Annotated in this window: 29 protein-coding genes, 2 pseudogenes and 1 riboswitch; of the genes and pseudogenes, 12 read left to right on the top strand and 19 right to left on the bottom strand. The window is 73.5% G+C overall.

The features are described from left to right. Positions 1-17: 17 nt before the first annotated feature. The gene (locus G569_RS55755; RefSeq protein WP_053227726.1) at positions 18-512 is read left to right on the top strand and encodes a sigma-70 family RNA polymerase sigma factor; all 495 of its coding nucleotides are present in this window, start codon (positions 18-20) and stop codon (positions 510-512) included. Here G569_RS55755 and G569_RS0140380 read toward each other — a convergent pair. Together G569_RS0140380 and G569_RS55750 are read right to left on the bottom strand one after the other, a co-directional pair. Next, on the bottom strand, positions 501-893 hold the full coding sequence (locus tag G569_RS0140380) for an NUDIX hydrolase (RefSeq protein WP_211233221.1): 393 nt from the start codon (positions 891-893) through the stop codon (positions 501-503). The genes G569_RS55755 and G569_RS0140380 overlap by 12 nt on opposite strands. Before the next feature lie 13 nt (positions 894-906). Beyond that, the gene (locus G569_RS55750) at positions 907-2316 is read right to left on the bottom strand and encodes an MFS transporter (protein ID WP_053227725.1); all 1410 of its coding nucleotides are present in this window, start codon (positions 2314-2316) and stop codon (positions 907-909) included. Between the two features lie 86 nt (positions 2317-2402). Between G569_RS55750 and G569_RS55745 the strand changes: the two genes are divergently transcribed. Further along, a complete protein-coding gene (locus tag G569_RS55745) occupies positions 2403-2951 on the top strand; it encodes a TetR/AcrR family transcriptional regulator (protein ID WP_053227724.1) in 549 nt (182 codons plus the stop codon). On the opposite strand, the gene G569_RS0140365 is transcribed toward G569_RS55745, so the two are convergent. Genes G569_RS0140365 through G569_RS0140350 form a run of 4 tightly spaced genes read right to left on the bottom strand, consistent with a single transcriptional unit; the run spans position 2940 to position 6078 of the window. Further along, a complete protein-coding gene (locus G569_RS0140365; protein ID WP_028067617.1) occupies positions 2940-3878 on the bottom strand; it encodes a VOC family protein in 939 nt (312 codons plus the stop codon). The two genes, G569_RS55745 and G569_RS0140365, sit on opposite strands and share 12 nt — an antisense overlap. Continuing rightward, a complete protein-coding gene (locus tag G569_RS55740) occupies positions 3871-4470 on the bottom strand; it encodes an RraA family protein (protein ID WP_037502574.1) in 600 nt (199 codons plus the stop codon). The genes G569_RS0140365 and G569_RS55740 overlap by 8 nt, the downstream gene beginning before the upstream one ends. Beyond that, positions 4467-5180, bottom strand: coding sequence for a PIG-L deacetylase family protein (locus G569_RS0140355; protein WP_028067616.1), 714 nt, complete (start codon positions 5178-5180; stop codon positions 4467-4469). Before G569_RS0140355 ends, G569_RS55740 begins: the two co-directional genes overlap by 4 nt. Continuing rightward, positions 5173-6078, bottom strand: coding sequence for a DUF6282 family protein (locus G569_RS0140350; protein WP_028067615.1), 906 nt, complete (start codon positions 6076-6078; stop codon positions 5173-5175). Before G569_RS0140350 ends, G569_RS0140355 begins: the two co-directional genes overlap by 8 nt. Positions 6079-6162: 84 nt before the next feature. Here G569_RS0140350 and G569_RS0140345 point away from each other — a divergent pair, with 84 nt between their 5' ends. Continuing rightward, positions 6163-6804 (top strand): GntR family transcriptional regulator, encoded by a 642-nt coding sequence (locus tag G569_RS0140345; protein ID WP_211233220.1) that lies wholly within the window; start codon positions 6163-6165, stop codon positions 6802-6804. Positions 6805-6858: 54 nt separating this feature from the next. Here the strand turns inward: G569_RS0140345 and G569_RS66615 are convergent. Beyond that, positions 6859-6951: pseudogene (locus G569_RS66615) on the bottom strand (ABC transporter ATP-binding protein); the annotation flags it as partial. A gap of 42 nt (positions 6952-6993) precedes the next feature. On the opposite strand from G569_RS66615, the gene G569_RS55735 reads away from it, so the two are divergent. Then, positions 6994-7671, top strand: coding sequence for an acylphosphatase (locus G569_RS55735; protein ID WP_053227723.1), 678 nt, complete (start codon positions 6994-6996; stop codon positions 7669-7671). On the opposite strand, the gene G569_RS0140335 is transcribed toward G569_RS55735, so the two are convergent. Both G569_RS0140335 and glyA read right to left on the bottom strand, forming a co-directional pair. Next, positions 7631-8143 (bottom strand): GNAT family N-acetyltransferase, encoded by a 513-nt coding sequence (locus G569_RS0140335; RefSeq protein WP_037502571.1) that lies wholly within the window; start codon positions 8141-8143, stop codon positions 7631-7633. The genes G569_RS55735 and G569_RS0140335 overlap by 41 nt on opposite strands. 20 nt (positions 8144-8163) lie before the next feature. Beyond that, positions 8164-9405, bottom strand: coding sequence for a serine hydroxymethyltransferase (gene glyA / locus G569_RS0140330; RefSeq protein ID WP_028067612.1), 1242 nt, complete (start codon positions 9403-9405; stop codon positions 8164-8166). Between the two features lie 19 nt (positions 9406-9424). Next, positions 9425-9508: riboswitch (ZMP/ZTP riboswitch) on the bottom strand. Between the two features lie 60 nt (positions 9509-9568). Between glyA and G569_RS0140325 the strand changes: the two genes are divergently transcribed. The 3 genes from G569_RS0140325 to G569_RS60065 are packed head-to-tail and all read left to right on the top strand — an operon-like array spanning position 9569 to position 11536. After that, positions 9569-10417 carry a hypothetical protein gene (locus tag G569_RS0140325; RefSeq protein WP_028067611.1) on the top strand — a complete coding sequence of 283 codons (849 nt, stop codon included), beginning with the start codon at positions 9569-9571 and terminating at the stop codon, positions 10415-10417. A 9-nt stretch (positions 10418-10426) separates the two neighbouring features. After that, positions 10427-10981 (top strand): isochorismatase family protein, encoded by a 555-nt coding sequence (locus tag G569_RS0140320; RefSeq protein ID WP_028067610.1) that lies wholly within the window; start codon positions 10427-10429, stop codon positions 10979-10981. Positions 10982-10984: 3 nt separating this feature from the next. Beyond that, complete coding sequence (locus G569_RS60065) at positions 10985-11536, top strand: metal-dependent hydrolase (RefSeq protein ID WP_053227722.1); 552 nt, start codon at positions 10985-10987, stop codon at positions 11534-11536. On the opposite strand, the gene G569_RS63450 is transcribed toward G569_RS60065, so the two are convergent. Beyond that, positions 11533-11793: a hypothetical protein gene (locus G569_RS63450; protein WP_028067609.1), complete on the bottom strand. Its 261-nt coding sequence runs from the start codon at positions 11791-11793 to the stop codon at positions 11533-11535. The genes G569_RS60065 and G569_RS63450 overlap by 4 nt on opposite strands. Positions 11794-13048: 1255 nt before the next feature. On the opposite strand from G569_RS63450, the gene G569_RS0140300 reads away from it, so the two are divergent. Next, positions 13049-13405: a hypothetical protein gene (locus G569_RS0140300; RefSeq protein ID WP_028067608.1), complete on the top strand. Its 357-nt coding sequence runs from the start codon at positions 13049-13051 to the stop codon at positions 13403-13405. A gap of 89 nt (positions 13406-13494) precedes the next feature. On the opposite strand, the gene G569_RS0140295 is transcribed toward G569_RS0140300, so the two are convergent. Further along, positions 13495-13842, bottom strand: coding sequence for a hypothetical protein (locus tag G569_RS0140295; RefSeq protein ID WP_028067607.1), 348 nt, complete (start codon positions 13840-13842; stop codon positions 13495-13497). Between the two features lie 87 nt (positions 13843-13929). Between G569_RS0140295 and G569_RS55725 the strand changes: the two genes are divergently transcribed. After that, positions 13930-15327, top strand: coding sequence for an FAD-binding oxidoreductase (locus G569_RS55725; RefSeq protein ID WP_037502566.1), 1398 nt, complete (start codon positions 13930-13932; stop codon positions 15325-15327). After that, entirely contained in the window at positions 15324-16526 is a 1203-nt protein-coding gene (locus G569_RS0140285) for an MFS transporter (RefSeq protein WP_028067606.1), read from the top strand. Before G569_RS55725 ends, G569_RS0140285 begins: the two co-directional genes overlap by 4 nt. Here G569_RS0140285 and G569_RS55720 read toward each other — a convergent pair. The 5 genes from G569_RS55720 to G569_RS0140260 all read right to left on the bottom strand — a co-directional run bounded on the left by G569_RS55720 (position 16450) and on the right by G569_RS0140260 (position 20122). Then, on the bottom strand, positions 16450-16944 hold the full coding sequence (locus tag G569_RS55720; RefSeq protein ID WP_053227721.1) for an FMN-binding protein: 495 nt from the start codon (positions 16942-16944) through the stop codon (positions 16450-16452). The genes G569_RS0140285 and G569_RS55720 overlap by 77 nt on opposite strands. Position 16945: 1 nt before the next feature. Further along, on the bottom strand, positions 16946-18523 hold the full coding sequence (locus tag G569_RS0140275) for a ferric reductase-like transmembrane domain-containing protein (protein ID WP_157592639.1): 1578 nt from the start codon (positions 18521-18523) through the stop codon (positions 16946-16948). Then, positions 18520-19257, bottom strand: a complete 738-nt coding sequence (locus G569_RS0140270) for an FAD:protein FMN transferase (protein WP_037502563.1) — start codon at positions 19255-19257, stop codon at positions 18520-18522. The genes G569_RS0140275 and G569_RS0140270 overlap by 4 nt, the downstream gene beginning before the upstream one ends. Positions 19258-19322: 65 nt before the next feature. After that, positions 19323-19718, bottom strand: a complete 396-nt coding sequence (locus G569_RS0140265; RefSeq protein ID WP_028067603.1) for a hypothetical protein — start codon at positions 19716-19718, stop codon at positions 19323-19325. Continuing rightward, on the bottom strand, positions 19715-20122 hold the full coding sequence (locus G569_RS0140260) for a hypothetical protein (RefSeq protein ID WP_037502560.1): 408 nt from the start codon (positions 20120-20122) through the stop codon (positions 19715-19717). Before G569_RS0140260 ends, G569_RS0140265 begins: the two co-directional genes overlap by 4 nt. A 72-nt stretch (positions 20123-20194) precedes the next feature. Between G569_RS0140260 and G569_RS0140255 the strand changes: the two genes are divergently transcribed. Continuing rightward, a complete protein-coding gene (locus G569_RS0140255) occupies positions 20195-21355 on the top strand; it encodes a CaiB/BaiF CoA transferase family protein (RefSeq protein ID WP_028067601.1) in 1161 nt (386 codons plus the stop codon). Here G569_RS0140255 and G569_RS0140250 read toward each other — a convergent pair. From G569_RS0140250 to G569_RS0140240, 3 genes are all read right to left on the bottom strand, one after another. Next, entirely contained in the window at positions 21315-21860 is a 546-nt protein-coding gene (locus G569_RS0140250; protein ID WP_028067600.1) for a TetR-like C-terminal domain-containing protein, read from the bottom strand. The genes G569_RS0140255 and G569_RS0140250 overlap by 41 nt on opposite strands. A 349-nt stretch (positions 21861-22209) precedes the next feature. Beyond that, positions 22210-22896 (bottom strand): MBL fold metallo-hydrolase, encoded by a 687-nt coding sequence (locus tag G569_RS0140245; RefSeq protein ID WP_028067599.1) that lies wholly within the window; start codon positions 22894-22896, stop codon positions 22210-22212. 51 nt (positions 22897-22947) lie between these two features. Continuing rightward, positions 22948-23433 (bottom strand): anthrone oxygenase family protein, encoded by a 486-nt coding sequence (locus tag G569_RS0140240; protein WP_028067598.1) that lies wholly within the window; start codon positions 23431-23433, stop codon positions 22948-22950. Positions 23434-23543: 110 nt separating this feature from the next. On the opposite strand from G569_RS0140240, the pseudogene G569_RS64325 reads away from it, so the two are divergent. Then, positions 23544-23805: pseudogene (locus G569_RS64325) on the top strand (hypothetical protein); the annotation flags it as partial.

The raw sequence follows: 23805 nt of genomic DNA, 5'->3' as shown, positions 1-23805 counted from the left end.
TCGCCAGCATCGCCAGGGTGACCGAGGACCAACAGGCGTTCACGCTCGCCGTCGAACCGCACCGCCAGGAGCTGGCGCGCCACTGCGCCCGGCTGACCAGCTCGCGCGCCGACGCCGAGGACGCGCTGCAGGAGACGCTGCTGCGCGCGTGGCGGGCCCGGCGCTCGCGGTCGTCGGCGTCGCCGCGGGCGTGGCTGTACCGGATCGCCACGAACGCCTGCTTCGACGTCCGCTCCCGGCGTGAGACCGCGTCGCTCGACGATGCGCCCGCGCTCGTGGCGCCGTTCGACGAACGCCCCGACGAGGCCGTGCTGGCCCGCGAGACGCTCGAGCTGACCCTGCTCGCCGTGATCCAGCACCTGCCGCCCCGCCAGCGCGCGACGCTGATCATGCGCGACGTGCTCGGCTGGTCCGCCGCCGAGGTCGCGACCGCCCTCTCCACCACGGTTCCGGCGACCAACAGCGCGCTGCAACGCGCCCGCGGCCGCCTGCGCGTCGTGCTAGCCGAGTAGCCCCTCGGCGCGCAGGCCGGGGACGACGTGGTGCTCGATCGCGGGCGCGAGCCGTGTGGGGTCGCCGGCCTGCCACCAGCGCAGCTCCGCCAGCTCGGCCGACGCCGTGGGGCGGCCCTGCAGGCCCGCGAGGTACACCGACATCCGCATCGTCCGGCCGGGTTCGAGCGCGGCGGGCGCGACGACCTCCCGCCAGGCGCGCGGCGCCACGACCTCGACGCCGAGCTCCTCGGCCAGCTCGCGCCGCAGGCATGTCAGGTCGTCCTCGCCCGGCTCGCGCTTGCCTCCGGGCAGGTAGAAGACGTCCGGCGCCTCGCGCTTGCTCACGAGCAGGAGGCGACGGTCGAAGATGGCCGCGAGGGCGACGACGTCGAGCTCCACGATGGCGGCGAGCCTAGCGCGCTCCCGCCGGCTGAGGGCTGAATCGCGGCGCCGTGGGGATCAGCAGCACGCAGAGCGCGGCGACGACCGCGCCGGCGGCGCCGATCAGGAACGCGAGCTGGAATCCGAGGTCCTGCGGCAGGCCGCTCGCGAGCACGTGGGCGGCGATCATCGTGCCCGCCAGCTGCGAGCCGATCGCCGCGCCGACGTTGCGCATGATCGTGTTCACGCCGGTCGCCTCGCCGGTCTCGTGGGGGTCGACGGAGCTGACCACGAGGTTCGGGATGGCGGCGAAGACGGCGCCGACCCCCGCGCTGACCAGGCACGCCCAGAAGATCACGAGTGGCACCGTGTCGTGGGCGAGCGCCATGCCGAACAGCGCGACCGCGGTGACGACGCACCCGGCGAAGAAGGGCGGCTTGGAACCGATCCGCTCGCCGACGCGGCCCACGACGGGCGCGAGCAGAAGCGAGACGATGCCTCCGGGGACGAGCAGCAGACCGGCCTGGGTGGCGGTGAGGCCGAAGCCGATCTCGCCGCCCTCCGGCAGCTGCGCGAGCTGGGGGACGAGGACGAACGTGCTGATCATCGCCGAGCCGATCAGCAGCGTGGAGATGTTCGTGGTCAGCACGGGGCGGCGCACGAACGTCTGCATGTTCACGAGCGGCGCGGTCTGACGGCGCTCGAACAGGCCGAAGAGGATGAGGACGATCACGCCACCCGCGATCAGGCCGAGCGTCTGCGCCGAGCCCCAGCCCCAGTCGGCGCCGCGCGAGATCGCGACCAGCAGCGACGTCAGGCCGATGGCGAGGAGGCCCGCGCCGGGGAGGTCCACCCGCCCCGGCGTGCGGATCGGCGACTCGGGCACGAACAGGTGGGTGGTGATCGTCGCTCCCACGCCCATGATCGCCGCCACCCAGAAGATCCAGTGGTAGCCGGGACCGTCGACGAGGATGCCGCCGAGCGGCAGGCCGATCGAGCTGCCGATCGCGGCGATCGCCCCGAGCATCGCGATGCCCGTCGGCACCTTCTCGCGCGGGAACTCGTCGCGGATGATCCCGAAAGACAGCGGGAACACGCCGCCGCCGAGCCCCTGGAGCCCGCGGCCGACGATCAGCGGGGCGAGGCTGCTCGACAGCGCGCACACGATCGATCCCACCGCGAACAGCGCGAGCGAGATCGCCAGCAGTCGTTCCTTGCCGAACATGTCGCCGAGCCGCCCGAAGATCGGCGTCGCGATCGATGCCACGAGCAGGTACGCGGTGACCATCCACGCGATCCCGGTCGCGGACGCCCCGAGCTCCTTCTGCAGGTCGCCGAGCGCCGGGATCACCGTCGTCTGGGCGAGCACGAACCCGAGCGTGCCGACACCGAGGATCAGAAGCGTGCGCCCGGGCGCCTGACGCGTTTCGTGTGCGGTCATATGAAGAAACGAAGTCCCTGCTGCGGTTAGCGAGTGCGCCGAGGGTAGCACGGAAACGAAGTCATGACTGCGGTACAGTCGGACGCATGCCCGCTCCGTTGCGCAAGGACGCCGCTCGCAACCGCGCGCGGCTGGTCGACGCGGCCGCGGCCGCGTTCCGCGAGGACGGGCTCGGCGCGAGCGTCAACGCGATCGCGCAGGCCGCGGGCGTCAACGTCGCGACGCTCTACCGCCACTTCCCGAACAAGGAGGAACTCGTCTCCGCGGTGCTGCTCCAGGTGCTCGCGCCGCTCGCGGACGCGCGCGACCACGCGCTGGCGAGCGACGGGTCGGTCCTGGCGGCGTTCCTCCACGAGGCGGTGCGGCTCCAGGGCGAGCATCAGGGGCTGATCGACGCGCTGAGCCGGCACCCGGCGGGCTCGGACGTGCGCGAGCAGTTGCGGGGCCCGGCGATGGAGCTGGTCGCGCCGGTCGTCGACCGCGCCCACGAGCGGGGCGAGCTGCGCGAGGACTTCGACGCGCGCGACGTCCTGATCGCGCTGCGGATGGTCGGCAGCCTCGCCGGCAGCCCGGGCATTCCGGCCGAGGACGCGCGGCGGCACGTCGAGGTCGTCGTCCGCGGGCTAGGTGCCTGAGACCGGCGTCCCGTACGTGTGGAAGGACTCCACGGTCTTCACGCCCCACGCCTGGCCTCTCGCTCGCTCGGCCTCGGTCCAGACGACGCACGGTTCCTCCGGGTCGTACACGAAGCGACCGCCCGTCGTGACCTCGATGCGGTTGCCGCCGGGCTCGATGCCATAGAGGAAGAAGCCCTGGGCGATCGCGTGCTTGGACGGGGCGGCCTCGATCTCGATGCCCGCGTCGAGCCAGATGTCGGCGGCGCGCAGGCACTCCTCGCGGGTGTCGACCCAGAACGCGACGTGATGCAGGCGGCCGTTCAAACCGTACGCGTCGCGGGTGTAGATCAGCTCGTGGGCGGCGATCGTTACGCTCATCCACGCGCCCGCCTCGGAGCCGTCGTCGAGTTCGATGCGCTCGTAGAGCCGATAGGTCAGCGCCTCGACGCAGAACGACCGATTCGCGCGGACGTCGGCGGCGAGGATGTTGATGTGGTCGAGCCGTTTGACCGCGCACCCGCGTCCCGTGTAGCGGCCGGGGACGTTCTTCAAAGCGGGCGCGAGGTGCGGCGGCGGGACGTAGCGCTCGCACTCGTAGTACAGCTCGAAGACATGTCCGTCGGGGTCGCGGAACCGGTAGGAGGGACCGCGGCCGAGGTCGCCGTCGGTCCAGCCGATCCCGAATCCGCGCGCCTCGACCGCCGACACGCGCCGCTCGAGCGCGGCCGGACTGCGAGCGCGCAGGCCGAGAACGCCCATGCCGTTCGTGTCACACGCGGTCAGCTTGAGCGACCAGCGCTGGTAGTCGTGCGCGCAGCGCAGGTAGCTCGACGCGCCGTCCTGCGCCTCGATCTCCATCCCCATGACATCGACGAAGAACGCGAGGCTGTCGTCGCCGCGCGGCGTGAACATCTCGACCGGGCCGAGGTGGGCGAGATCAGGCATAGCCGTCGAGCTCCCATGACAGCGCGCCCGCCTGCAGCTTGGCCCGCTTCGAAGCTTCCGCCGCCTCGCGTGCCAACGACGCCGCCAACACCTCCTCGGCGCGCTCGTGGGCCACGACCGTGGCACCATCGGCGTCGAGCACCACCAGGTCCCCGGGGCGGATCTCACAGCCGCCGACGACGACCGGCACGTCGAGCTCGCCCGCGATCTCCTTGGTGGCGCCGCGCGAGCGGATCCAGCGCGCCCAGACCGGCAGACCCATCCGCGCGAGCTCGTCGCTGTCGCGCACGGCGGCGTCGACCAGGACGGCGGCGGCACCGTGCACCTGTGCCTGCGTCGCGAGCAGGTCGCCGAGGAGCGCGACCGGCGCCGCCTCGGGCATGCTCAACACGAGGACCTCGCCGGGCTGCAGTGCGGCCATCACCGCGTGGACCATCAGGTTGTCGTCCTGTCCGCAGCGGGCGATCCGCGCCGGCCCGCACGCTCGCGAGCCCGGCACGAGCTGCACCAGGTCGACATCGACGAGGCCGCGACGCCCCGACGCCTCGTACACCGTCGCGGCGCCGAGCCGCGCGAGCTCCTCGGCGATCACAGCTCCTCCACGACCTGCGGGAGCACCCGCATGAACGACTCGCCGTAGCGCACCTCGGTCCGCCCCGATGCGCGCCGCGCGTGGTTGCCGCGCTGCTCGCCCCGCTGCGCGTAGTAGGTCTGCAGGTACTGCTGCGCCTTCATCTCGGCCATCGCCGCCAGCTTGAGCTCCCACACCGCGGTGATGTCGACGTGGACCGTCGGCGTGAACCCGCACAGCCCGGGCTGATGCGGCTCGAACAGGAACAGCTGCGGCGGCGTGATCGTGCCGAACGCGCTCGGGACCCCGGCGCCGGCCGCCAGCGAGCGGGCACGGTCGACCGCCGCATGAGCAACCGGATGATCGGGGTTGAAGGGGTCGGTCGCCGTGTGCGTGATCAGCACGTCCGGCGCGAAGGCGCGGACGGCGTCCGCGATCCGCAGCAACTCGTCGGCACCGATCTGCAACGGATAGTCGCCGAGGTCGAGGCAGCGAAACGACGCGCCGAGGTGTGCGGCAGCGGCCGACGCCTCCGCGTGGCGGATCCGCTTGACGTTCTCGACCGTCTGCCCCTCCTCCTTCCACAGCTCGCCGGACTCGCCGCGCTCGCCGTAGGACAGCGCGATGACCTCCGCCTCGCCGCCGAGTGACACCGCCTTGGCCACGGCGCCGCCCGCCCGCCAGACGAAGTCGGCCGCGTGCGCGCCGATCACCTGGACCCGCTTAGGCACCGGACAACCTCCGCGTGTTCTCGACGGCCATCACCCGGACCTCCTCCTCGCTGAAGCCGGCCGCGAGGTGCTGGTCGGCCATCAAGGCCAGGCCGTCCTCGACCGGCGGGTTGAACACCTGCCCGAGATCCGAGCCCCACACGGTGTGCGTCGCACCCACCGCGTGGGTGGCATCGAAGATCTCGTCCCAGGTGCACTTGCCCGTGTAGGGCGTCGTGAACGCGCGTTGGAAGAGCACGCCGCGGCCCGCGAGCCGCACCTGCTCGGCCGGGCTGAGCTTGTGCGACGGGAACTCCGGGCTCGTGACCACGATCGTCTCGACGTCCGCGGCCGCGTCGACGACCGCGAAGATCTCCTCGCGGGAAAGGTGCCCGGTGGCGAGGACGAGCTGATGCCGGGCGACGACGCGCAGCACCTCCAGCAACGCCGGAAGCGGCGCGCCCGCGTCATCGAGGACCGCCACCGGGCGGGGCGCGGCGCCGGCCTCGCGCAGCTCGCGCTCGAACCGCACCCACACGGGCACGTTCCCATCGGCCCGCTCGACCGTCGCGAACTCTCCGAGCGCGCTGACCGTCGGCAGCCACACGAACCGCGCCCCCTGACGTGCCGCGACCTCCACCGCCGTCGCGTTGAGGCCACCGACCGCGTGGTTGAGGACGATCGCGCCGAACGCGAGCCGCGCACCCGCCGCGGCGTTGACCACCGCGGCGCGCTCGGCCGTCGCCGTGTAGTGCGATGTCAATCCGAAGCCGGCCAACCCGAGCTCGAGGCAGCGCCGCGCCAGCTCCAGATCGGTGATCCGGCGTGGCGCGAAGTCCGGAGCGGCGTGGACGTACGGGTCGAACGCGCCGCGAACGAGCTCGCGGGCGCGCGCGGTGGGAGTCGGGTGCTCAGGCACGGAGCGTCTCCAGCAGACCGATCCGCTTCACCACCGGAAAGATAACAAGATTGTCAACAATCGTGATGACATATTCTCTTCCCAGTGAGTGAGACCAGCGCCTACGAAGCGCTCCATGCGCGGATCGTCGCCGGCGAGCTCTCCCCGGGCGAGCGCCTCGTGGAGGAGGAGCTGGCCGAGCAGCTGGGGGAGAGCCGGGGCGCGATCCGCACGGCGCTGCTGCGGCTCGAGCACGACCGGCTCGTGATCCGCGAGCGCAACCGCGGCGCGCGCGTGCGCCGGATCAGCGCCGAGGAGGCGGTCGAGATCCTCGAGGCGCGCGCCGCGCTGGAGTCGCTCGCGGCCGGATACGCGGCCGAGCGGCGAACCGACGCCGACGTCAAGGAGCTGCGCAAGATCACCGCCGAGATGGGGAAGCTGCTGGCCGCCGGCGAGCTGCTCGCGATCTCCGAGCGCAACGCCCGCCTGCACCGGCGCATCCTCGAGATCTCGCAGCACACCGTCGCTCAGGAGATCTGCGCTCGGCTGAACCCGCAGATGGTGCGCTTCCAGTTCCGGACGGTGCTCGCGCCGGGCCGGCCGTCGAAGTCGCTGACCGAGCACGGCGCGATCGTCGAGGCGATCGCGGCCGGTGATCGCAAGGCCGCCGAGGCGGCGATGCGTCGTCACCTGTCCCACGTGGCCAAGACGCTGCTGGAGATGGTCGCCTCCGAGCGTGCCGCGTAGCGCGGCGCCCAGAGTGCGGAACTGGAAGCGCGCCATCAGCGAGTTCAGCCGCTGCGACAGGATCATCACGCGATCGCCGAGGTACACCGACTCGTCGATGTCATGCGTCACGAACAGGATCGTGACTCCGTAGTCCCGACGAACAGTCAACGAAGTTGTGAACAATCCCGGTGCGGCTACGCTCGGACGATGAAGCGAGCAGCGCGCGCGACCGTGGATGGCGGCGTCGATCATGAGGCCGTCGCGGCGCGGGCGCGCGAGCTCGGCGTGCTCGGGTGGGTCCGGCCGACCGGCGAGATCCACGCCGAAGGGGACCCGGCGGCGGTGCAGACCCTACTCGAGGAGTTCGGCGCCGCGGCGGAGAAGGCCCGCGTCGAGGGGCACGAGCAGTTCGGCATCCGCGGCGTCAGCGCGGGCGTCTTCGTCGTGCAGGAGCACCAGGCGACCGCGCACCACTACGACTTCCGGCTCGAGGTCGACGGCGTGATGAAGTCGTGGGCGGTGCCGAAGGGCCCCTCGCTCGACCCGGCCGTGAAGCGCTTCGCGGTCCAGGTCGACGACCACGGGATGGCCCACAACGACTACGAGGGCGAGCGCGTGATCATCTGGGACCGCGGCACCTACGAGCAGGGCGGGCGGGTCGCGTGGCCCGAGGCGATCGAGCGCGGCCACGCGGTGTTCGTCCTGCACGGGGAGAAGCTCCACGGCGGGTTCGCGTTGCAGCGCACCGGCGGCGGCGCGAAGCCGCAGTGGCTCTTGATCAAGCGCAAGGACGACGAGGCACGGCCCGGCACGGACATCACGGCCGAGCGGCCGGAGTCGGTCGTCAGCGGACGGCGGCTCGCGCTCCGAGATCCAGCTCCCTGAACACGAGCCAGTCGCGCATCTCGGGCGACAGGTCGTAGTAGGGGTCGATCGGTGTGAAGCCGAAGCGCTCGTACAGGCCGAGGGCCTCGGTCTGGCGGAAGCTCGTGTCCAGGCGCATGCGGGCGTAGCCACCGGCGCGCGCGGCGGCGAGGATGCGCTCGGTCAGCGCGCCCCCGACGCCGCGGCCCCGGAAGCGGGAATCGACGTACATGCGCTTCATCTCGCACGTCTCGTCGTCGAGCCGTTTCAGCCCGACACAGCCCGCGGGCTCGCCGTCGCACCGGGCGAGCAGCAGCGGCGTGTAGGCGCCCGGGAGGCCGGCGAGCTCGGCCTCGAACTCGCCGACGTCGAAGTAGGAGTCGATCAGGTGCAGGTCCTCGGTGTGGCGCTCGCGATGCCACGCCACGAAGTCACGGATCAGCCCGCGGACGGCGTCGAGGTCGGCGGCGGTCACGGGCTCCACGATCTGCATCTCCCGACTTTAGGGACGGGTCAGGCCGGCGGGGGAAATTCTCGCGCGAGCTCGGCCACCTCGCCCCGGATGCGGTCGAGCGCCCCCGGGTCCTCTTTGCGCGTGGCCTCGACGGCCTCGTCGATCCAGCGCGCGACGTCCTCCATGTGGGTCGGTGTCAGGCCGCGGGTCGTGATCGCGGGCGTGCCGACGCGGATGCCCGACGGGTCCATCGGCGGTCGCGGGTCGAAGGGGACCGCGTTGTAGTTGCAGACGAGCCCGGCCTGCTCGAGGCCCTCCGCGGCGGGGCGGCCGCCGACGCCCTTGCTCGTCAGGTCGGCGAGCAGCAGGTGGTTGTCGGTGCCGCCGGAGACGAGGTCGAAGCCGCGGTTCCTCAGCGCTTCGCCGAGGGCTCTGGCGTTGGTGACGATCGCCTGCGCGTAGGTGCGGAAGGCGGGCTGTGCGGCCTCGTGCAGCGCGACGGCGATCGCCGCCGTCGTGTGGTCGTGCGGGCCGCCCTGGAGGCCGGGGAAGACCGCGCGGTCGATCGCGGTGGCGTGCTCTGCGTCGGTGAGGATCATCGCGCCGCGCGGGCCGCGCAGGGTCTTGTGGGTCGTCGTCGTGACGACCGCGGCGTGGCCGACCGGCGTGGGATGCACGCCGGCGGCGATCAGGCCGGCGATGTGGGCGACGTCGGCCGCGAGGGTGGCGCCGACCTCGTCGGCGATGGTCGCGAAGCCTTCGAAGTCGATCGTCCGGGGGATCGCGGTGCCGCCGCACCAGATCAGCTTCGGGCGGTGGGTCCTTGCGAGCTCGCGGACCTCGTCGAGGTCGATGGTGCCGGTGTCACGGCGGACCCCGTACCGGACGGAGTTGAACCAGCGGCCTGTCACCGAGACGCCATGGCCGTGGGTGAGGTGCCCGCCGGCGTCGAGCGCCATGCCGAGCACCGTGTCCCCGGGCTGCAGGACCGCGGCGTAGGCGGCGAGGTTCGCGGGCGCGCCGGAGAGCGGCTGCACGTTGGCGTGCTCGGCGTTGAAGAGCTGCCGCGCGCGTTGCGCCGTCAGCGTCTCGATGTCGTCGACGAGCGCGTTCCCCTGGTAGTAGCGCTTCGCCGGATAGCCCTCGGAGTACTTGTTCATCAGCACCGAGCCGCTCGCTTCCAGCACGGCCGGCGAGACGTGGTTCTCCGACGGGATCAGGCACAGCGTGTCGTGCTGACGAGCGGACTCGGCCGCAACGAGTCGCGCGAGTTGCGGGTCGACTGCTTCGAGGACGGCCACGGGGCACCTCCCACTACGGGTTGTGTGCCCAGGCGCGCGGCTTCGCGGGTCGCGCCGCTCCCCGGTGGTCTGTTCCACCCGAGCGCCAGTCACGGCGCGCGTTTGTGAGCGTACCAAGCGGGTTGGCGTATTTGAACGGGCGCGCCGCGGTTCTTGTGGAGTGATGGCCGACTCCCGCTCGCCCGCGGTGGACGTGCTGGTGGCGACGCTCGGTGCCGCCGGTGCCGCGCTCGGCGGCCTCGGCTTCGTCGCCGCGGTCGGTGCCACGACCATGCAGGCGCGCTTCCGCGGCGCCGGGCTCCCGAGCGAGCTCGCTTCGTCGCTGGAGTCGCGCGGGGTCGACGTGGCGGTCGGGATCGAGGTGATCCTCCCGGCGCTGATCGTGGCCGTGGGGATCGTGGCGCTCGTCCACTGGGTTCCCGTCCGGTGGCCTGCCCGGACGTGGCGGTGGTGGGCGTTCGGCGGCCTGATCGTCGTCGCCGGATTCCTCGACTACTTCTTCGTGTGGGCGCGCCAGGCCAGTGGCACGGGGACGCAGATCTGGATCCTGCTCGGCGTGCTCGTCGTCAGCGTCGCGTGCGCTGCCGCGGCCGTGAAGCTCGCCAGGAGCGCCCGGCGCGAGCTCGAGCCGCTGGGCCAGGCCATGCACCTGCTCGGCCTGCTCGGCGTCGTGTCCCTGCTGGGCGCGCTCGTGGCGGTCGCCGGCAACTGGGGCAGACCGGTGGTGCGACCGGCGGCCGTGGTCCTCAAGGGCACTCGCGAGATCGTCTGCGGGGTCTATGTCGGGCAGAACGGTGGAGCGACCTACATCGGGGTCGTGTATCCGTCGGGCGGCGGCCTCGGGAACCACGACCGCGGGACCATCGTCGCGATCCCTCGCGCACATGTCGCGCGAATGGCGGTCGGGGCGTCGATGGGTCTCGACAAGGCCGTGGCCCAGGCTGGAGAGCTGGGCGCAGAGTTCGGTGGCACCAAAGATTGCACCCCGCTCGTCACGCCGTCCGACGCGTAGGATCGAGCCATGACGACCCTGCCGGACCGCCCGAACACCGCACTGCTGGTCATCGACGTCCAGAACGGCGTGGTGGGCGGCGCCCACGAGCGTGACAGCGTCGTGGCCAACGTCGGCGCGTTGATCGACAAGGCGCGCGCGGCGGGTGTCGATGTCGTCTGGGTCCAGCACAACAGCGACGACCTGGTCGTGGGCGGCGAGGCGTGGCAGTTCGTGCCCGAGCTCGTCCGCGACGACGCCGAGCCGCTGGTGCAGAAGCGCTACGCCGATGCGTTCGAGGACACCGACCTCGAGGCCGTGTTGGCCGCACGTGGCATCGGCCGCGTGTACCTGTCGGGGGCGCAGACCGACGAGTGCATCCGCTCCACGTTGCACGGCGCGATCGTGCGCGGCTACGACGCGACGCTCGTCGGCGACGCCCACACGACGGAGGATCTCTCGGCCTACGGGGCGCCCCCGCCCGCGCTGGTGATCGCGCACACCAACCTCTACTGGAATTTCCACGCCGCGCCGGGCCGGACGGCGGGAACGGTGTCGACGGTCGAGGTCGACTTCTCCGCCTAGCGCGTGCGCTGGACGACCCATCAGATCGCCGGCGTCGGCCTGGCCGTGGTGTGCGGGGTGGCGCTCGACGTCTCGACGGCGAGCGCGGTCGTTTTGGGCGGGGCCGCGTGCGTCGGCTCGGCGCTGCCGGACGCCGATCGCGCGGGCTCCAAGGTCTACCGCCGGACGCGGCTCGAGCGGCGCGTCTGGCCGCTCGGGCTCGTGGGTGCGGTGGCGCGGGTCCCACTGCGGCTGCTGATCCTGCTCGGCCACCGCGGACTCACCCACTCACTGCTCGCGTGCGCGGCGTTCGGACTGGCCTGCTGGGCGCTGGTCTCACTCGTCGCGCCCGGCCTCGCGGTCGCGGCAGGCGCGGGGCTCGCCCTCGGCTACGGCGCGCACATCGCCGCCGACGCGTGCACACCGTCCGGAATCGCGCTCTGGGCGCCCCTGTCGGGCCGCCGCCGCTGGCTGCTCCCGCGTTCCGCCCGAATTCCAACCGGAAGCCTGCGCGAGCTCGCCGTGGCGGCGCTGCTGCTCGCGTCGGTGGCCGCAAGCGTCGCGTTGATGGGCTAGACGCGCCCGCGCCGACGCCGCGCTCGCCGCGCCGCCGCGCTCGCCGTGCTCGCCGTGGACGCGCGCCCCGCACGGCTCGCCGCGCCGCCGTGCTTGCCCGCGCTGCCGTGCTTGCCCGCGCTGCCGTGCTTGCCCGCGCTGCCGTGCTTGCCCGCGCTGCCGTGCTTGCCCGCGCTGCCGTGCTTGCCCGCGCTGCCGCGCGCGTCCCCGCCGCGCTCGCGTCTGCGCCCCGCGCCCGCGCCCGTGCGCCGCCGCACTCGCCCGTGCGCGACGCGGCAACCGCCCGCGCGGCTCGCCCGCACCGCCGGCCACGCCACGCTCGCGCGCCGCCCGCGGGCCCACCGGTTCTCGGTAGGTGTTTGTGATCGCACCTGCCGCATCCGGGCCGTGTAACGAGCACGGACGAACGCTCAAGTTGGCGCACTCGTGGGGGTGGGCTACACGAAGGTCCTCAGCGGACGCTCTTGTAGCCCACCCCCCAACGGCCCACTTCATGTCGCGCGCACGCGCGGCCCGGTTTGCTCGCGCACGTCGCGCTCACGCCGCCCTGCGCCCGCGCCCACATCGCTTGCCGGGCCGCGCGCGCCGTCCCGCGCCCACACCCGCGCTCGCGCCGTGCCGCGCCACGCCACGCCCGCTGACGCCCGGCCCGCGCCACGCCGGGCCCGCGCCACGCTGCGCCTCGCGCCGACGCCGTGACCGCGATCACGCCCGCGCTGCGCCCGCCCGACGTCGCGTCGCCCCGCCCCGCGCCGCGCCGCGCCGCGCCGCCCCGCGCCGCGCCGCCCCGCGCCGCGCCGCGTCGCGCCCGCTGACGCCCGGCCCGCGCCACGCCGGGCCAGCGCCACGCCGGGCCCGCGCCACGCCGGGCCAGCGCCACGCCGGGCCCGCGCCACGCTGCGCCTCGCGCCGACGCCGTGACCGCGATCACGCCCGCGCCGCGCCGACGCCGCGCCCGCGATCACGCCCCACGCTCACGCCGACGCCGACGCCCGACGCCCGACGCCCGACGCCCGCGCTGCGCCCGCCCGACGCCGCCCCGCGCCGTCCCGCGCCGCACCGCGCCGCACCGCGCCGCGCCGCCCCGCGCCGCGCCGCCCCGCGCCGCCCCGCACCGCCCCGCGCCGCGCCGCGCCGCGCCGCCCCGCGCCGCGCCGCGCCGCGCCGCGCCGCGCCGCGCCGCGCCGCGTTGGCGGGGGTGTGTTGCTGGACCGTCCTGTGAGGACGGCTGAGAAGGTCACCCCCGAGTCGGTCGCCCGGCGGGACCGGCGGTCAACGGGTGTGGAGAGATCTCCACACATGTCTGATCGTCCCGCCGCATGCGGGATCCGATGAGTGGGCATGCCCCCAGAGCGCTCGTGTGCCGGCAGGCTTCGTCCCGTCACCGCCCACTGCGAACGTGCTGTCCGGAGAGCTGACCACTCGACCGGGCGCGGCCGGCACGCGTCAGCGCTCTCTCGACTTCTGCGGGGTCACGCCGCAGGCAACAGGCGTCATCCTCGAAGCAGCGACATGCGACGGCTGATGACGATGATGATGGTGGTAGCGGGGCTGGTGTTCGCCGCGCCTGCCGTCGCAGCCGCGGCGGGGCCGCGCTATGACGTGCCGAGCGGGTTCACGCGCTGCCCGCAGGCGAAGGCGTGGAACGGGTTCTTCAAATGGGCTTCGGTGCAGCACGCGAGCTGCCGGCGGGCCTCGGCCTTCATGCGCGAGTACGCGGAACACGCGGGTGGGCCGGCGATGCCGCGGCGGGTCGGCGACTACACGTGTCGCATTCATTACTGGCGCAACGAGGACGGCGACGTCTACGCGAGCCGCCACACCTGCACGCACGGGCGGGCGACGATCCGCTTCTACGGCATGGTGTGAGCGACCGCAAGTTCGCCGCGGGCGGCGCGTTGGCGCTGTCATGCACCTGCGCATCCTGCCGGCGACCGCGGCGCTGATCATCGTCCTCCTCACGCTCTTGACCGTGCTCCCGTAGCGCGGCCCGGGCGGACGGCGCGGTCCGACAACGCGAGGAGGGTGCGCTGGGCGTGCTCGTCGGGCAGGGCGTGCAACGACTCCAGTGCGCCGGCGAGCTCGGCGAGCTCCAGGTCCGGCGTCTCGAGCGCCAACCGGCCCGCCCAGCGGACGGCGGCGGCCTCGAAACGCTCGTCGTCCTTGGCCTCGATGACCAGCAGGATGCCCAGGGCGTCGCGCAGGCCCACGAAGCCCAGCTCGCGCGTGGTGGCGTGGATGATGGCGAGGTTGCGGGCCTGGATGGCTCGGCGCAGGCGGGCGTAGGGCGATCCGTCGCTGGTCATGCGAACGTATGTTCGCATGGGGTTCGGACGGACGCGGGACGCGCGGCGGGACGCTCGCGGGACGGTCAAGACGGACCCTTCCGACGCATGGCCACCCTCCCCAGCACCCACCGGTTCCCCGCGCTCGCCGAGCGCATGACCGGCGAGCTCATCACCCCCGAGCACTTCGCCTACGACGCCGCGCGCAGCGTCTGGAACGGGATGATCGACAAGCGCCCCGCGGCGATCGCCCGCTGCGCGCACGCGACCGACGTCGCCGCGGCGCTCCGCTTCGCGATCGAGTGGGACGTCCCGTTCTCGGTTCGCGGCGGCGGCCACAACGTCGCCGGCACCGCGCTCGTCGAGGACGGCCTCGTGATCGATCTCTCGAACATGCGGGAGGTGCGGATCGACCCTGACGGCAGCACCGTGCGCGCCCAGGGCGGGGCGACGTGGGCCGACGTCGACGCGGTCACCGCGCCCTTGAACCGAGCCGTCCCCGGCGGCGTGGTGTCCGAGACCGGGGTCGCGGGCCTCGCGCTCAGCGGTGGCGTCAGCCACCAGCGCCGGCGCGACGGCATGACCGTCGACAACCTCGTCTCGGCTGAGGTCGTGCTCGCCGACGGCCGGATCGTCGACACCAGTGCGGACGAGCACGCCGACCTGTTCTGGGCCCTGCGCGGGGGCGGCGGGAACTTCGGCGTCGTCACGTCCTTCCAGCTGCGCATGCACCCACTCGGGCCGGAGGTGTTCGCGCTGAACGTCGCGTATCCGATCGCCACCGCGGCCCACGTCCTCAAGGGCTGGCGCGACGCGGTCCGGGACGCCCCCGACGAGCTCTCGACCGCCGGGTTCATCTGGTCGCTCCCGGACACGCCAGAGCTCCCCGAGCCGCTGCGCGGCGCGCCCTACGTCGGCGTCGCGGGCATGTGGGCGGGGGAGCCGGGCTACGGGGAGGTGTACACGCGACCCCTGCGCGAGCTCGCCACGCCGCTCCTGGACATGAGCGGCACGCTGCCCTATCGCGACTTCCAGGCCTCGCTGGACCCGTTCTTCCCCAACGGTGCCCGCCGGTACTGGAAGGCGCTCTACCTCGACGGCTTCGCCGACGACGCGATCGAGACGACCGTCGACTGGTCCAACCGCCGCCCGTCGCCGGAGACGCTCGTCATCGTCCGCCACTGCGGCGGCGCGATGGCCCGCGTCGGCGCAGAGCAGACCGCGTTCGGCGACCGCAGCTCGGAGTGGATGCTGAGCATCGACTCGACCTGGCAGAGCCCGGGCGACGACGCGGCCAACATCGACTACACGCGCGCGTTCTGGCACGCGGCGGTCCCGTTCTCCGACGGCAAGACGTACTTCAACTTCCCGGGCCTGCTGGAGGAGGGCGAGGCCGCCGTCCGCGCGAGCTACGGCGCCAACCACGACCGGCTCGCCCGGATCAAGGCGATCTACGACCCCGAGAACCGCTTCAACCTCAACCAGAACATCCAGCCCGCGCGATGACCCGCGACCTCCGCTTGCTCGCGGGCGCCGTTCTGCTCTCCTCGGCGGGGGACCTGCTCGCGCTGATCGTCCTCGCGCTGCAGGTCCACGCGCTCACCGGGAGCGGGTTGGCGGTCTCGGCGCTGTTCGCGGCGACGCTGGTCCCGATGATCGCGCTCGCGCCGCCGGCGGGGCTCGTCGCGGACCGCGTCGAGAGCGTCCGCGTGCTCGTTGTGGCATCGCTCGCGCAGGCGGGGATCGCGGTTGCGCTCGCCTTCACGCACGACCTCTCGGCGATCCTCGCGCTCTCGGCGCTACTGACGGCCGGCAACGCCTTCGCGCAGCCGGCGGAGTTCGCGCTCGTGCCCGCGGTGGCGACTGACACCACGCGGGCGACGGGGGTCGTCGAGTCGGCTCGCTACGCGGGTTTCGCCCTGGGGCCGGTGCTGGCCGCCGCGCTCGCCGTGCTCGGCCCGCAGGCCGCGCTGCTCGTCAACGCCGCCAGCTTCGCCGCGATCGCCGCGGCCGCGGTCGCGATGCGCGCCCGCCGAGCTCCCGTCGCCACGGCGAGGGAGCGGGCGCTCGACGGCTTCCGCATCCTGCGCGAGGACCGCGTCCTGCGGGCGACGCTCGCGCCCGCGGTCGGCGCGCTGCTGTTCATCAGCGCCTCGCTGACGGTCGAGATCTTCTACCTCAAGGACGTCGTCGGCGCCGGTGACACCGCCTACGCGCTGCTCGTCGCGGCCTGGATGGTCGGCATGGTGTGCGGCGCGACAGGGCTCGCGCATCGGGTTCCGAAGCGGCTGATCGCGCCGATCGCGCTCGTCGCCCTCGCCGTGCAGGGTGCCGGCACGGGCGTCCAGACCGCGTGGGCGATCCTCCCGGTCGCGTTCTCCGGCTATGTCATCGGTGGCGTCGGGCACGGGGTGAAGAACGTGCTGCTGCGCGCGTTGCTCACGGCGCGCGTGCCGGAAGCGGTGCACGGCCGCGCGTTCGCGGCCTACAACGCGGCGCGCAACGCCGCCGAGCTGGGTGCGGTGGGGCTCGGCGGCGTCGCGGTCGGTGTGCTCGGGCCGCGGGCGGCGCTGCTGCTGGCCGGGCTGGGACCGATCGTCGCCGCGGTTCTCGGGCTCAACGCGTTGCTCAGCCGAACGGACCGTCGTGATGCTCCTCGACATCGGGGATCGTCGAGGATCCTCGCGAGCCGTCGGGGGCTTTGAAGCCGAGCTTGTCGAGCGCCGATTGCAGCGAGGCCTCGTAGCTGGCGCTCGTGATCGTCGCGCCGCTGACGGCGTCGATCGCCGCGCTCTGCTTGGCGAGTGCGCTGGCGCGCAGCTGCGGCTCGGCCGAGCTCGAGATCTGCACGGACTTCGGATCGTTCCCTTGCAGTTGCAGCGCTTGGACGTCGGTGATCTTGCCGCCGGAGATCGTGACTTTCACCTGGGCCGCGCCGTAGCGGGTATCGATGGCATCGCCGGTGGCGGTGCGGGTGCTGCCGCTCGACGACGCCGGCGGGTCGGCGGGCGCCGGGGTCGCGGATGCCGACGCGGTCGGCAGCGCGGGCTGGTGGGCGTCGAAGCCGAGCACTGCGGCGAGGCCGGCGGCGGTCGCGGTCAGGATGATGGGGGATCGGCGCATGTCAGACGGTGAAGCTCTCGTAGTGGATTCGATCGGGGGTGACACCGGCGTCGGTGGCGGTTGCGACGACGGCGGCGGTGAAGCCGTCGGGGCCGCAGACGTAGACGTCGCGGCCCCGGGCGTTGGAATCGATCGCGGCGTCGAGCCGCACCCGCTCCCGCGGTCCGACGAGCTCGAGCAACCGGCCGCCGCGGTGCGCGACGAGGGCCGCGATCTCGTCGCGCAGGACCAGATCCTCGCGCCGCGAGCCGCGCAGGATCACGACGACGTCGGCGGTCTCCGGCAGCTCCTCCAGCAGGGCGCGGATCGGCGTGATCCCGACGCCCGCGCCGACGAGCAGGACGCGGTCGTTCGTTCGGCGGTCGGCGGTGAACGCGCCGTATGGACCCTCGATGGCGACCCGCGTTCCCGGCGCCATCGCCGCCAGCGCGGCGCTGTGGTCGCCGAGGTTCTTGACCGTGATCCGCAGGCGCGAGCCGGTGGGCGCGGCGGAGAGCGAGTACGGGTGCGCCTGCCACCACAGCCCCCAGCGCAGGAATCGCCACTGGAGGAACTGGCCGCCGGCGACCGGGAGCAGGTGGAGCCGGCGCCCTCGGAGTGTCACCGAGTAGGTGTCCGGGCCCTCAGGCTCGACCGACTCGACGGTGACGCGGTGGCGGATCGAGCGCCACACCGGCAGCACGATCCGGTACGCGACGACGAGCGCGAGCGTGCTGATCCACAGTGCGGTCCACCACGTCTTCGCCCACGGGTGGCCGACGAACGAGGCGCCGGTGTCGACCTGGTGCGAGAACGCGAGGAAGAGCGCCAGGTAGGTGTAGAGATGGACCGCCCACCAGGTCTCGTGCGCCATGCGGCGGCGGGCGAGGCGGTACGAGGTGACACCGGCGGCGATCAGCAGCGCGGACGCGACGGTCGCCGCGAGGATGCCCGGATAGGTCCACACCAGCTGCCCGAACTGATGCAGGACACCGTCGTGCGCGGCCTGCGCGTAGCCGACGGTGATCAGCGCGGCGTGTGCGGTCAGGAGGTAGAGCGGCCACGGCCCGAGCCTGCGATGCCACCGCACGAGCCGGTCCTGGCCGACCGCTCGCTCGAGCGGCCCGCAGCGGGCGACCAGCACGACCACGACGATCATGCCGTACGCGGCGGCCAACCCGGTGAGACGCCCCGCGGCCGTGGCGATGCCACCGTCGGCGCGCAGCGACCCGGCGCTCTCGGCGGAGACCCCGAGCGCGAGCGTGATGCCGAGCCCGAGGCCGGCCAGCGCCGCGAGGGCGTCGACGACGAGCGGCCGCGGACGAGCGGGCAGGCGCCGCCGCACACGGCGCACGCGGGTGAGGCGCGGGGCGCCGACATGCGCGCCGGCGGGCAGGGCGACGGCGGCCGGCGCCGTCGTGGCCCGCCGCGGCGTGGGTCGCGGGGTTGCGGCGCGCGGGGCCGTGTCGCGCGCGGTCGCCGCGCGCGGGGGCGTGGCCCGCGGGGTTGCGGCGCGCGGGCGGTCCCGCCCGGCGGCGTCGTCCTCGCCGACGCCGCGCGGCTCCACGGGGCGCGGGCCGGCCCACAGGGAGCCGCTCACTCGTCATCCTCCAGCAGCGGGAAGCCGGGGGTCTGCAGGACCGTGCCGTCGGCGAGGATCGTCAGGGCCTCGTAGCCGACGAGGCCGAGGGTCCACTGTGGGCCGGCGATGCCCATCGCGAACGCCGCGGTGCTGTAGGCGTCGGCCGTGCCGAGGTCCGGTCCGGTGACGGTCACGGAGAGCACGCCCGTGGGGGTGCCGTGCGGGGCGCGGATGTGCTCGCCGCGCTCGTAGGTGCCGGAGGTCGCGATCGCGAGGTCGCCGGCGAGGACGCGAGCGGCGATCGCGTCGCGGTCGAGCGGGTGCTGGATGCCGACCCTCCACGGTCCGCCGCGGGCGATGACGTCGCCGCCGACCGTCAGGCAGTAGTCGGTCAGGCCGCCGGCGTCGAGGATGTCGGCGGCGCGCTGGGTGGCCCAGCCCTTCACGAGCGCGGACGGGTCCAGGCGGCCGGTCGCGCGGATGTCGAAGAACCCGCCGGTCTCCTCGCGGAGCGCGGCGCAGCGGTCGAGGACCCAGCGCACGTCGTCGTCGGCGTCACACGGCAGGAGCTCGCCGCGCTCGAGGCGGGCGATGTCACTGTCGGCGCGATACGTGCTGAAGCGGCGATCGGCCTCGTGCAGCCACTGCATGGCGTCGGCTACGCCCTCGTGGGAGCCCGCGCGCATGTCGAGGGAGACCACCGTGCCCATGACGCGCTCCACGCGCACGTCTCGTGAGGAAATCGCGACCATGACCTTGAGTCTCGGGTTGTTCTGTCAGGACCCGATCAGAGGAACCTGGGAGGTTCCTGGGAGCGTCAGGCCTGGCGCGACCAGAGCGACCCCGTGGTGGGGCGCACGGGCGCGGCGGGGCGCGGCGGGACGGCGGCGACGGGGTCGTCGGCGGCGGGCGTGGCCGCGGCGGCCGGCGCGGGCTCGTGCGGCTCATCGGCCCAGCGCAGCAGGAACGCCGCGACGCCGATGCCGATCGGCAGGACGAGCTTGAGCGCGACTACGTCCCCCGCGGCGACCGTGGTCAGCGCGTGGACGACGATCGCCGCCAGGCACCAGGTGCTCAGCGGGTCGAGGTAGAGGCGGGCGAGGCGCCGCAGTCGGGCGTCCTTCACCGGCGTCATCTGCACGGCGCAGGCCGCCGCGGCGAGGACGAGCAGCCCGATCGCGACGAGGAGCGCGGCGGTGGCGGCGGTGCTCATGTCGTGGTGCCTCCGCTGTCGGGGACCGTCTGATCGGGCGCGGGAACGCTCTGCCCGCCGCCGGGGGCGAAGCCGCCGCTGTCGGGCGCCTGCCCGCCGAAGCCGTCGTCCGGCGCCTGGCCGCCGAAGCCGCCGTCGGGCGCCTGGTCACCGCCGTAGCCGGGACGGCCGCCGCCGCGGCGGCCGAAGCCACCGTCACGCCGCGGGCGGAACCCGGGGTCGGGCTGCGTCTGCTGCGGCTGGGCCGTCGGTGCGGGTGCGGTGGTCGGGACGCCCGGGTCGGCGACGGCCGCTCCGCGCGTCGCGATCAGCACGAGCAGCAAGGCGACGAACGCGGCGCCGGCGCCGACGCCCACGCGGGCGTGCGCGCGATTGCGCTCGGCGGGGGTGATCGCGGAGTCCATCGCCCACAAGCGTCGGTCAGCAGCCTAAGAGAACCACCGAAGGAACGTAAGAGATCGGGAAGACTCCCGGACATGAATGCGCCTCTCGCCGACCTCAGGATCGTCGCCGTCGAGCAGTTCGGTGCCGGGCCGTTCGGCACGATGCAGCTCGCGGACCTCGGCGCCGAGGTCATCAAGATCGAGGATCCGGCGTCCGGCGGCGACGTCTCCCGCTCCGTCCCGCCCTATCAGGAGGGCGAGGACTCGCTGTTCTTCGAGACGTTCAACCGCGGCAAGAAGAGCGTCTCGCTCGACCTGCGCGATCCCGACGGACGCGACGCGTTCAACACGCTCGTCCGCGGCGCCGACGCCATCTTCTCCAACCTGCGCGGCGATGGCGCCGACAAGCTCGGCCTCACCTACGCCTCACTCAATGACATCAACCCGGCGATCGTGTGCTGCTCGCTGAGCGGCTACGGGAACACCGGACCGCGCCGCGACGAGGGTGCGTACGACTACGTGGTCCAAGGCCTCGCGGGCTGGATGAGCCTCACCGGCGGCCCGGACGAGCCACCGACCAAGAGCGGCCTGTCACTCGTCGACTTCGCGGGCGGGTACGTCGCCGCCCTGGCGATCGTCGCGGCGGTCTGGCGCGCGCGGCGCGAGGGCGTCGGCGGGGACTGCGACCTCTCGCTGTTCGAGACCGCGCTCGCCCTGCTCACGTACCAGGGCACGTGGGTGGCCAGCCGCGGCTACGAGCCCGAGCGGCTGGCGAACTCGGCGCATCAGTCGATCGTGCCGTTCCAGGGGTTCGAGACCGCCGATGGCTGGTTGATGCTCGCGTGCGCGAAGCAGAAGTTCTGGGAGCGCTTGCTCGAGGTCCTCGGGCGCGGCGACCTCGCCCGCTTCGCGACGTTCGAGGACCGGCGCGTGCACCGCGACGCCGTGGTCTCCGAGCTCGCGGCGGAGTTCCGCAAGCGGCCGACCGACGAATGGGTGCGCGCGCTGCGCGAGGCGGGCGTGCCGGCGCAGCCGGTCAACGACGTCGCGGCCGCGCTCGCGGACCCGCAGGTCGCGGCCCGCGCCGGCATCGTCGAGGTCGAGCACCCCGTCCTCGGCACCGTCCGGCACATCGCCAGCCCGCTGCGCGTCCCCGGCGCGCCGGTCCCGCCGACCCGCGGGCCGTTCCGCGGCGAGCACACCGACGCGCTGCTCAGCGAAGCCCGCGATCGAGCGTCGCGACGAGCAGATTGAAGCTCTGGTCGAGGTCGAGCGGAATGCCGAACCCGCCACCCGCCTCGAGCGAGATGAACCCGTGCAGCGCCGAGCGGACCACGCGGGCGGCGTGGATCGCGGCGTCGTCGTCGAACGCGTACCCGCGCAGCACGGCGAACACGACGTCGAGCAGCACCGCGGCGCCCTCGTCGTCGGCGACGTTCTCGGCGCGTTGCATCGCCGCATAGACACCGGGGTGCTCGTGCGCGTAGGTGCGGTACGCGTTCGCCAACGTCGCCAGTGCTTCGCTTCCGGCGCGTCCCGCGACCGCGGCCTGCAGTCGCGTGCTCAGCTCCCGCGCGCCCCGCGCGGCGATCCGCCGGCGCAGCCCGGGCAGCCCGTCCACGTGCACATACAGCGAGGGAGACTTGACCCCGAGCTGCGCCGCGACCTTCGCGAGCGTGACCGCCTCGAGCCCTTCGGCGTCCGCGAGCGCGGCGGCCGCGGAGACGACCGCGTCGCCGTCCAGCCCCGCGCGGGGCATCAGGGGCGCCCCGTCGTGGGGAGGGGGCGCGCCGCGCCTGCGGGTGGCGTCGCCGCGTCTGCGGGTGGCGTCGCCGCGCCTGCGGGTGGCCGCGTCGCGCCCGCGGGTGGCGTCGCCGCGCTTGCCGGTGGCGTCGCCGCGCCTGCGGGTGGCGTCGCGGCGTCTGCGGGTGGCGTCGTCGCGTCTGCGGGTGGCGTCGCCGCGGCTGCGGGTGGCGTCGCCGCGCCTGCGGGCGACACCGCCGCGCCCGGGCGCGTCGCCGCGCCGCCTTGCCCGGCGGGCGGCGCCGCCCCCGGGCGGGTCAGCGCGCCGCCTTGCCCCGCGGGCGGCGCCGCCACTCCCGCGCGCGTCATCGCGCCGCCACCGGCGCGCCCGCCAGCGCGAGCGCCTTGTCGATCCGCGGCAGCGGGTCGCGCACGACCGGGCCGTGGCCGACGACCAGCACCGACGGTGAGAGCTCGCGGACGGTGCGGGCGGAGGTGAGGACCTGGGCGCCGTCCCACGTCGCGCTCGCCGCGAGCGGGAACGGCAGGCGGAGGCGGTCGGAGGGCACCAGCCGCCCGTAGGCGGTGAAGGTGTCGCCGGCGATCACCGCGCGGTCGCGGGTGTCGAGGTACGCGACGTGGCCGGGCGTGTGGCCCGGGGTCGCGACGACCTCGAGGCTGCCGACGCGGTCGCCCGCGACGAGACGACGGTCGGCGCGGGTGTTGACGGTCGGCCAGCTGCCCGGGAACTTGCCTTGCGTCTCGCCGGCGAGGATCTGCTCGTCGAGCTCTGGCATCAGCACCTCGACCTCGCCGCCGAGCCGCTCGCGCAGGGCGTCGAGCGAGCCGACGTGGTCGCCGTGGCCGTGGGTGAGGGCGATGCGGCGGATCGGCCCGCCCGCCGCGCGCGCCGCGGCGATCAGCTTGTCGGCGCCGCGACCGACGGTGGTGTCGACGAGCGTGAACCCGTCGTCCTCGCGCACGAGGAACGCGTTGACGAAGTGGGCTCGCGTGAGCTGGGTGATGTTCTCGGTGACGGTGGTGGTCTTCACGGCGGTTCCTTTCCTAATGTGCTTAGGAGAATACCTAATGGCATTAGGAAGTCAAGCGACGGATTGTCCGTGCACCACGAGTGCCCACAGCAGGGAGACCGACGCACCGGCGGAGAGCAGCGTGCGGACGACGTTGAACGCGGCCCAGCGGGTCTCGTGGAACGCGGCGCGCGTGGCCGATGGATCGGCGTCGCCGGCGGCCTTGATCGCGTCGTTGAGCGGGACGTTGACGGCGAACGTGATGATCACGGCGACGACGTAGAGGCCGAGCGCGAGCGCGACCCACGGCAGCGCGTCCCGTCCGACGTTCAAGGCCAGTGCGGCGACCGTGAACGCGAGCGCACCGAGGAACGCGGTGAGCATGAACCACGGGTTGATGATCGCCCGGTCGATCGACTGGAACGCCGTGACGAACGTGCGATCGTCGGTCTTCTTGAGGCCCGGCATGATCGCGTGGGCGTACAGGGCGAAGGCGCCGGTCGCGAGCCCCATCGTGAGCGCCGCGGCCATCAGGCTGAGTGTGCGGATCGTGTTCATGGCGCACATCGAATCGCGCCAGGGAGATCGTTTGAATAGCTGAAATGCGCTGATCCATGCGCAAGCGTCTCGCTTGCGTTCGCTGTGAGTGGCGTGAGAGACTCCGCCGCGTGCCGGACGAGGGTCACGTCCACGAGCCAGCCCCTGCCGCGCCGGTCGGCCCCGTCGCCGCACCCGCGGCGGGCACGCCGATCGCGCTCCCGAGCCCCGGCCGTGGCGTCACCGCGTCACATGTGCTGGGGCTGAGCCGGACGATCGGCAACGCGGCGGTGGCCCGGGCGATGGCGAGCGGCGCGCTGGTGGCCGGCGAGGCTGCGCGGAGCGGCGCGCCCGGGTTGGCCGGCGAGGCTGCGCGGAGCGGCGCGCCCGGGT

The organism is Solirubrobacter soli DSM 22325 (genome assembly GCF_000423665.1).
Classification (GTDB): Bacteria; Actinomycetota; Thermoleophilia; order Solirubrobacterales; family Solirubrobacteraceae; genus Solirubrobacter; species Solirubrobacter soli.
This window is presented reverse-complemented; position numbering and strand designations above follow the sequence as displayed.

What these genes read in the sequence shown, in the direction of transcription:
- G569_RS55750 (WP_053227725.1), bottom strand. Translation starts at nt 2,316, where the DNA reads ATGACCGCACACGAAACGCGTCAGGCGCCCGGGCGCACGCTTCTGATC.
- G569_RS55745 (WP_053227724.1), top strand. Translation starts at nt 2,403, where the DNA reads ATGCCCGCTCCGTTGCGCAAGGACGCCGCTCGCAACCGCGCGCGGCTG.
- G569_RS0140365 (WP_028067617.1), bottom strand. Translation starts at nt 3,878, where the DNA reads ATGCCTGATCTCGCCCACCTCGGCCCGGTCGAGATGTTCACGCCGCGC.
- G569_RS55735 (WP_053227723.1), top strand. Translation starts at nt 6,994, where the DNA reads ATGAAGCGAGCAGCGCGCGCGACCGTGGATGGCGGCGTCGATCATGAG.
- G569_RS0140335 (WP_037502571.1), bottom strand. Translation starts at nt 8,143, where the DNA reads ATGCAGATCGTGGAGCCCGTGACCGCCGCCGACCTCGACGCCGTCCGC.
- G569_RS0140325 (WP_028067611.1), top strand. Translation starts at nt 9,569, where the DNA reads ATGGCCGACTCCCGCTCGCCCGCGGTGGACGTGCTGGTGGCGACGCTC.
- G569_RS0140320 (WP_028067610.1), top strand. Translation starts at nt 10,427, where the DNA reads ATGACGACCCTGCCGGACCGCCCGAACACCGCACTGCTGGTCATCGAC.
- G569_RS0140300 (WP_028067608.1), top strand. Translation starts at nt 13,049, where the DNA reads ATGCGACGGCTGATGACGATGATGATGGTGGTAGCGGGGCTGGTGTTC.
- G569_RS0140295 (WP_028067607.1), bottom strand. Translation starts at nt 13,842, where the DNA reads ATGACCAGCGACGGATCGCCCTACGCCCGCCTGCGCCGAGCCATCCAG.
- G569_RS55725 (WP_037502566.1), top strand. Translation starts at nt 13,930, where the DNA reads ATGGCCACCCTCCCCAGCACCCACCGGTTCCCCGCGCTCGCCGAGCGC.
- G569_RS0140285 (WP_028067606.1), top strand. Translation starts at nt 15,324, where the DNA reads ATGACCCGCGACCTCCGCTTGCTCGCGGGCGCCGTTCTGCTCTCCTCG.
- G569_RS55720 (WP_053227721.1), bottom strand. Translation starts at nt 16,944, where the DNA reads ATGCGCCGATCCCCCATCATCCTGACCGCGACCGCCGCCGGCCTCGCC.
- G569_RS0140270 (WP_037502563.1), bottom strand. Translation starts at nt 19,257, where the DNA reads ATGGTCGCGATTTCCTCACGAGACGTGCGCGTGGAGCGCGTCATGGGC.
- G569_RS0140265 (WP_028067603.1), bottom strand. Translation starts at nt 19,718, where the DNA reads ATGAGCACCGCCGCCACCGCCGCGCTCCTCGTCGCGATCGGGCTGCTC.
- G569_RS0140260 (WP_037502560.1), bottom strand. Translation starts at nt 20,122, where the DNA reads ATGGACTCCGCGATCACCCCCGCCGAGCGCAATCGCGCGCACGCCCGC.
- G569_RS0140255 (WP_028067601.1), top strand. Translation starts at nt 20,195, where the DNA reads ATGAATGCGCCTCTCGCCGACCTCAGGATCGTCGCCGTCGAGCAGTTC.
- G569_RS0140250 (WP_028067600.1), bottom strand. Translation starts at nt 21,860, where the DNA reads ATGCCCCGCGCGGGGCTGGACGGCGACGCGGTCGTCTCCGCGGCCGCC.
- G569_RS0140240 (WP_028067598.1), bottom strand. Translation starts at nt 23,433, where the DNA reads ATGAACACGATCCGCACACTCAGCCTGATGGCCGCGGCGCTCACGATG.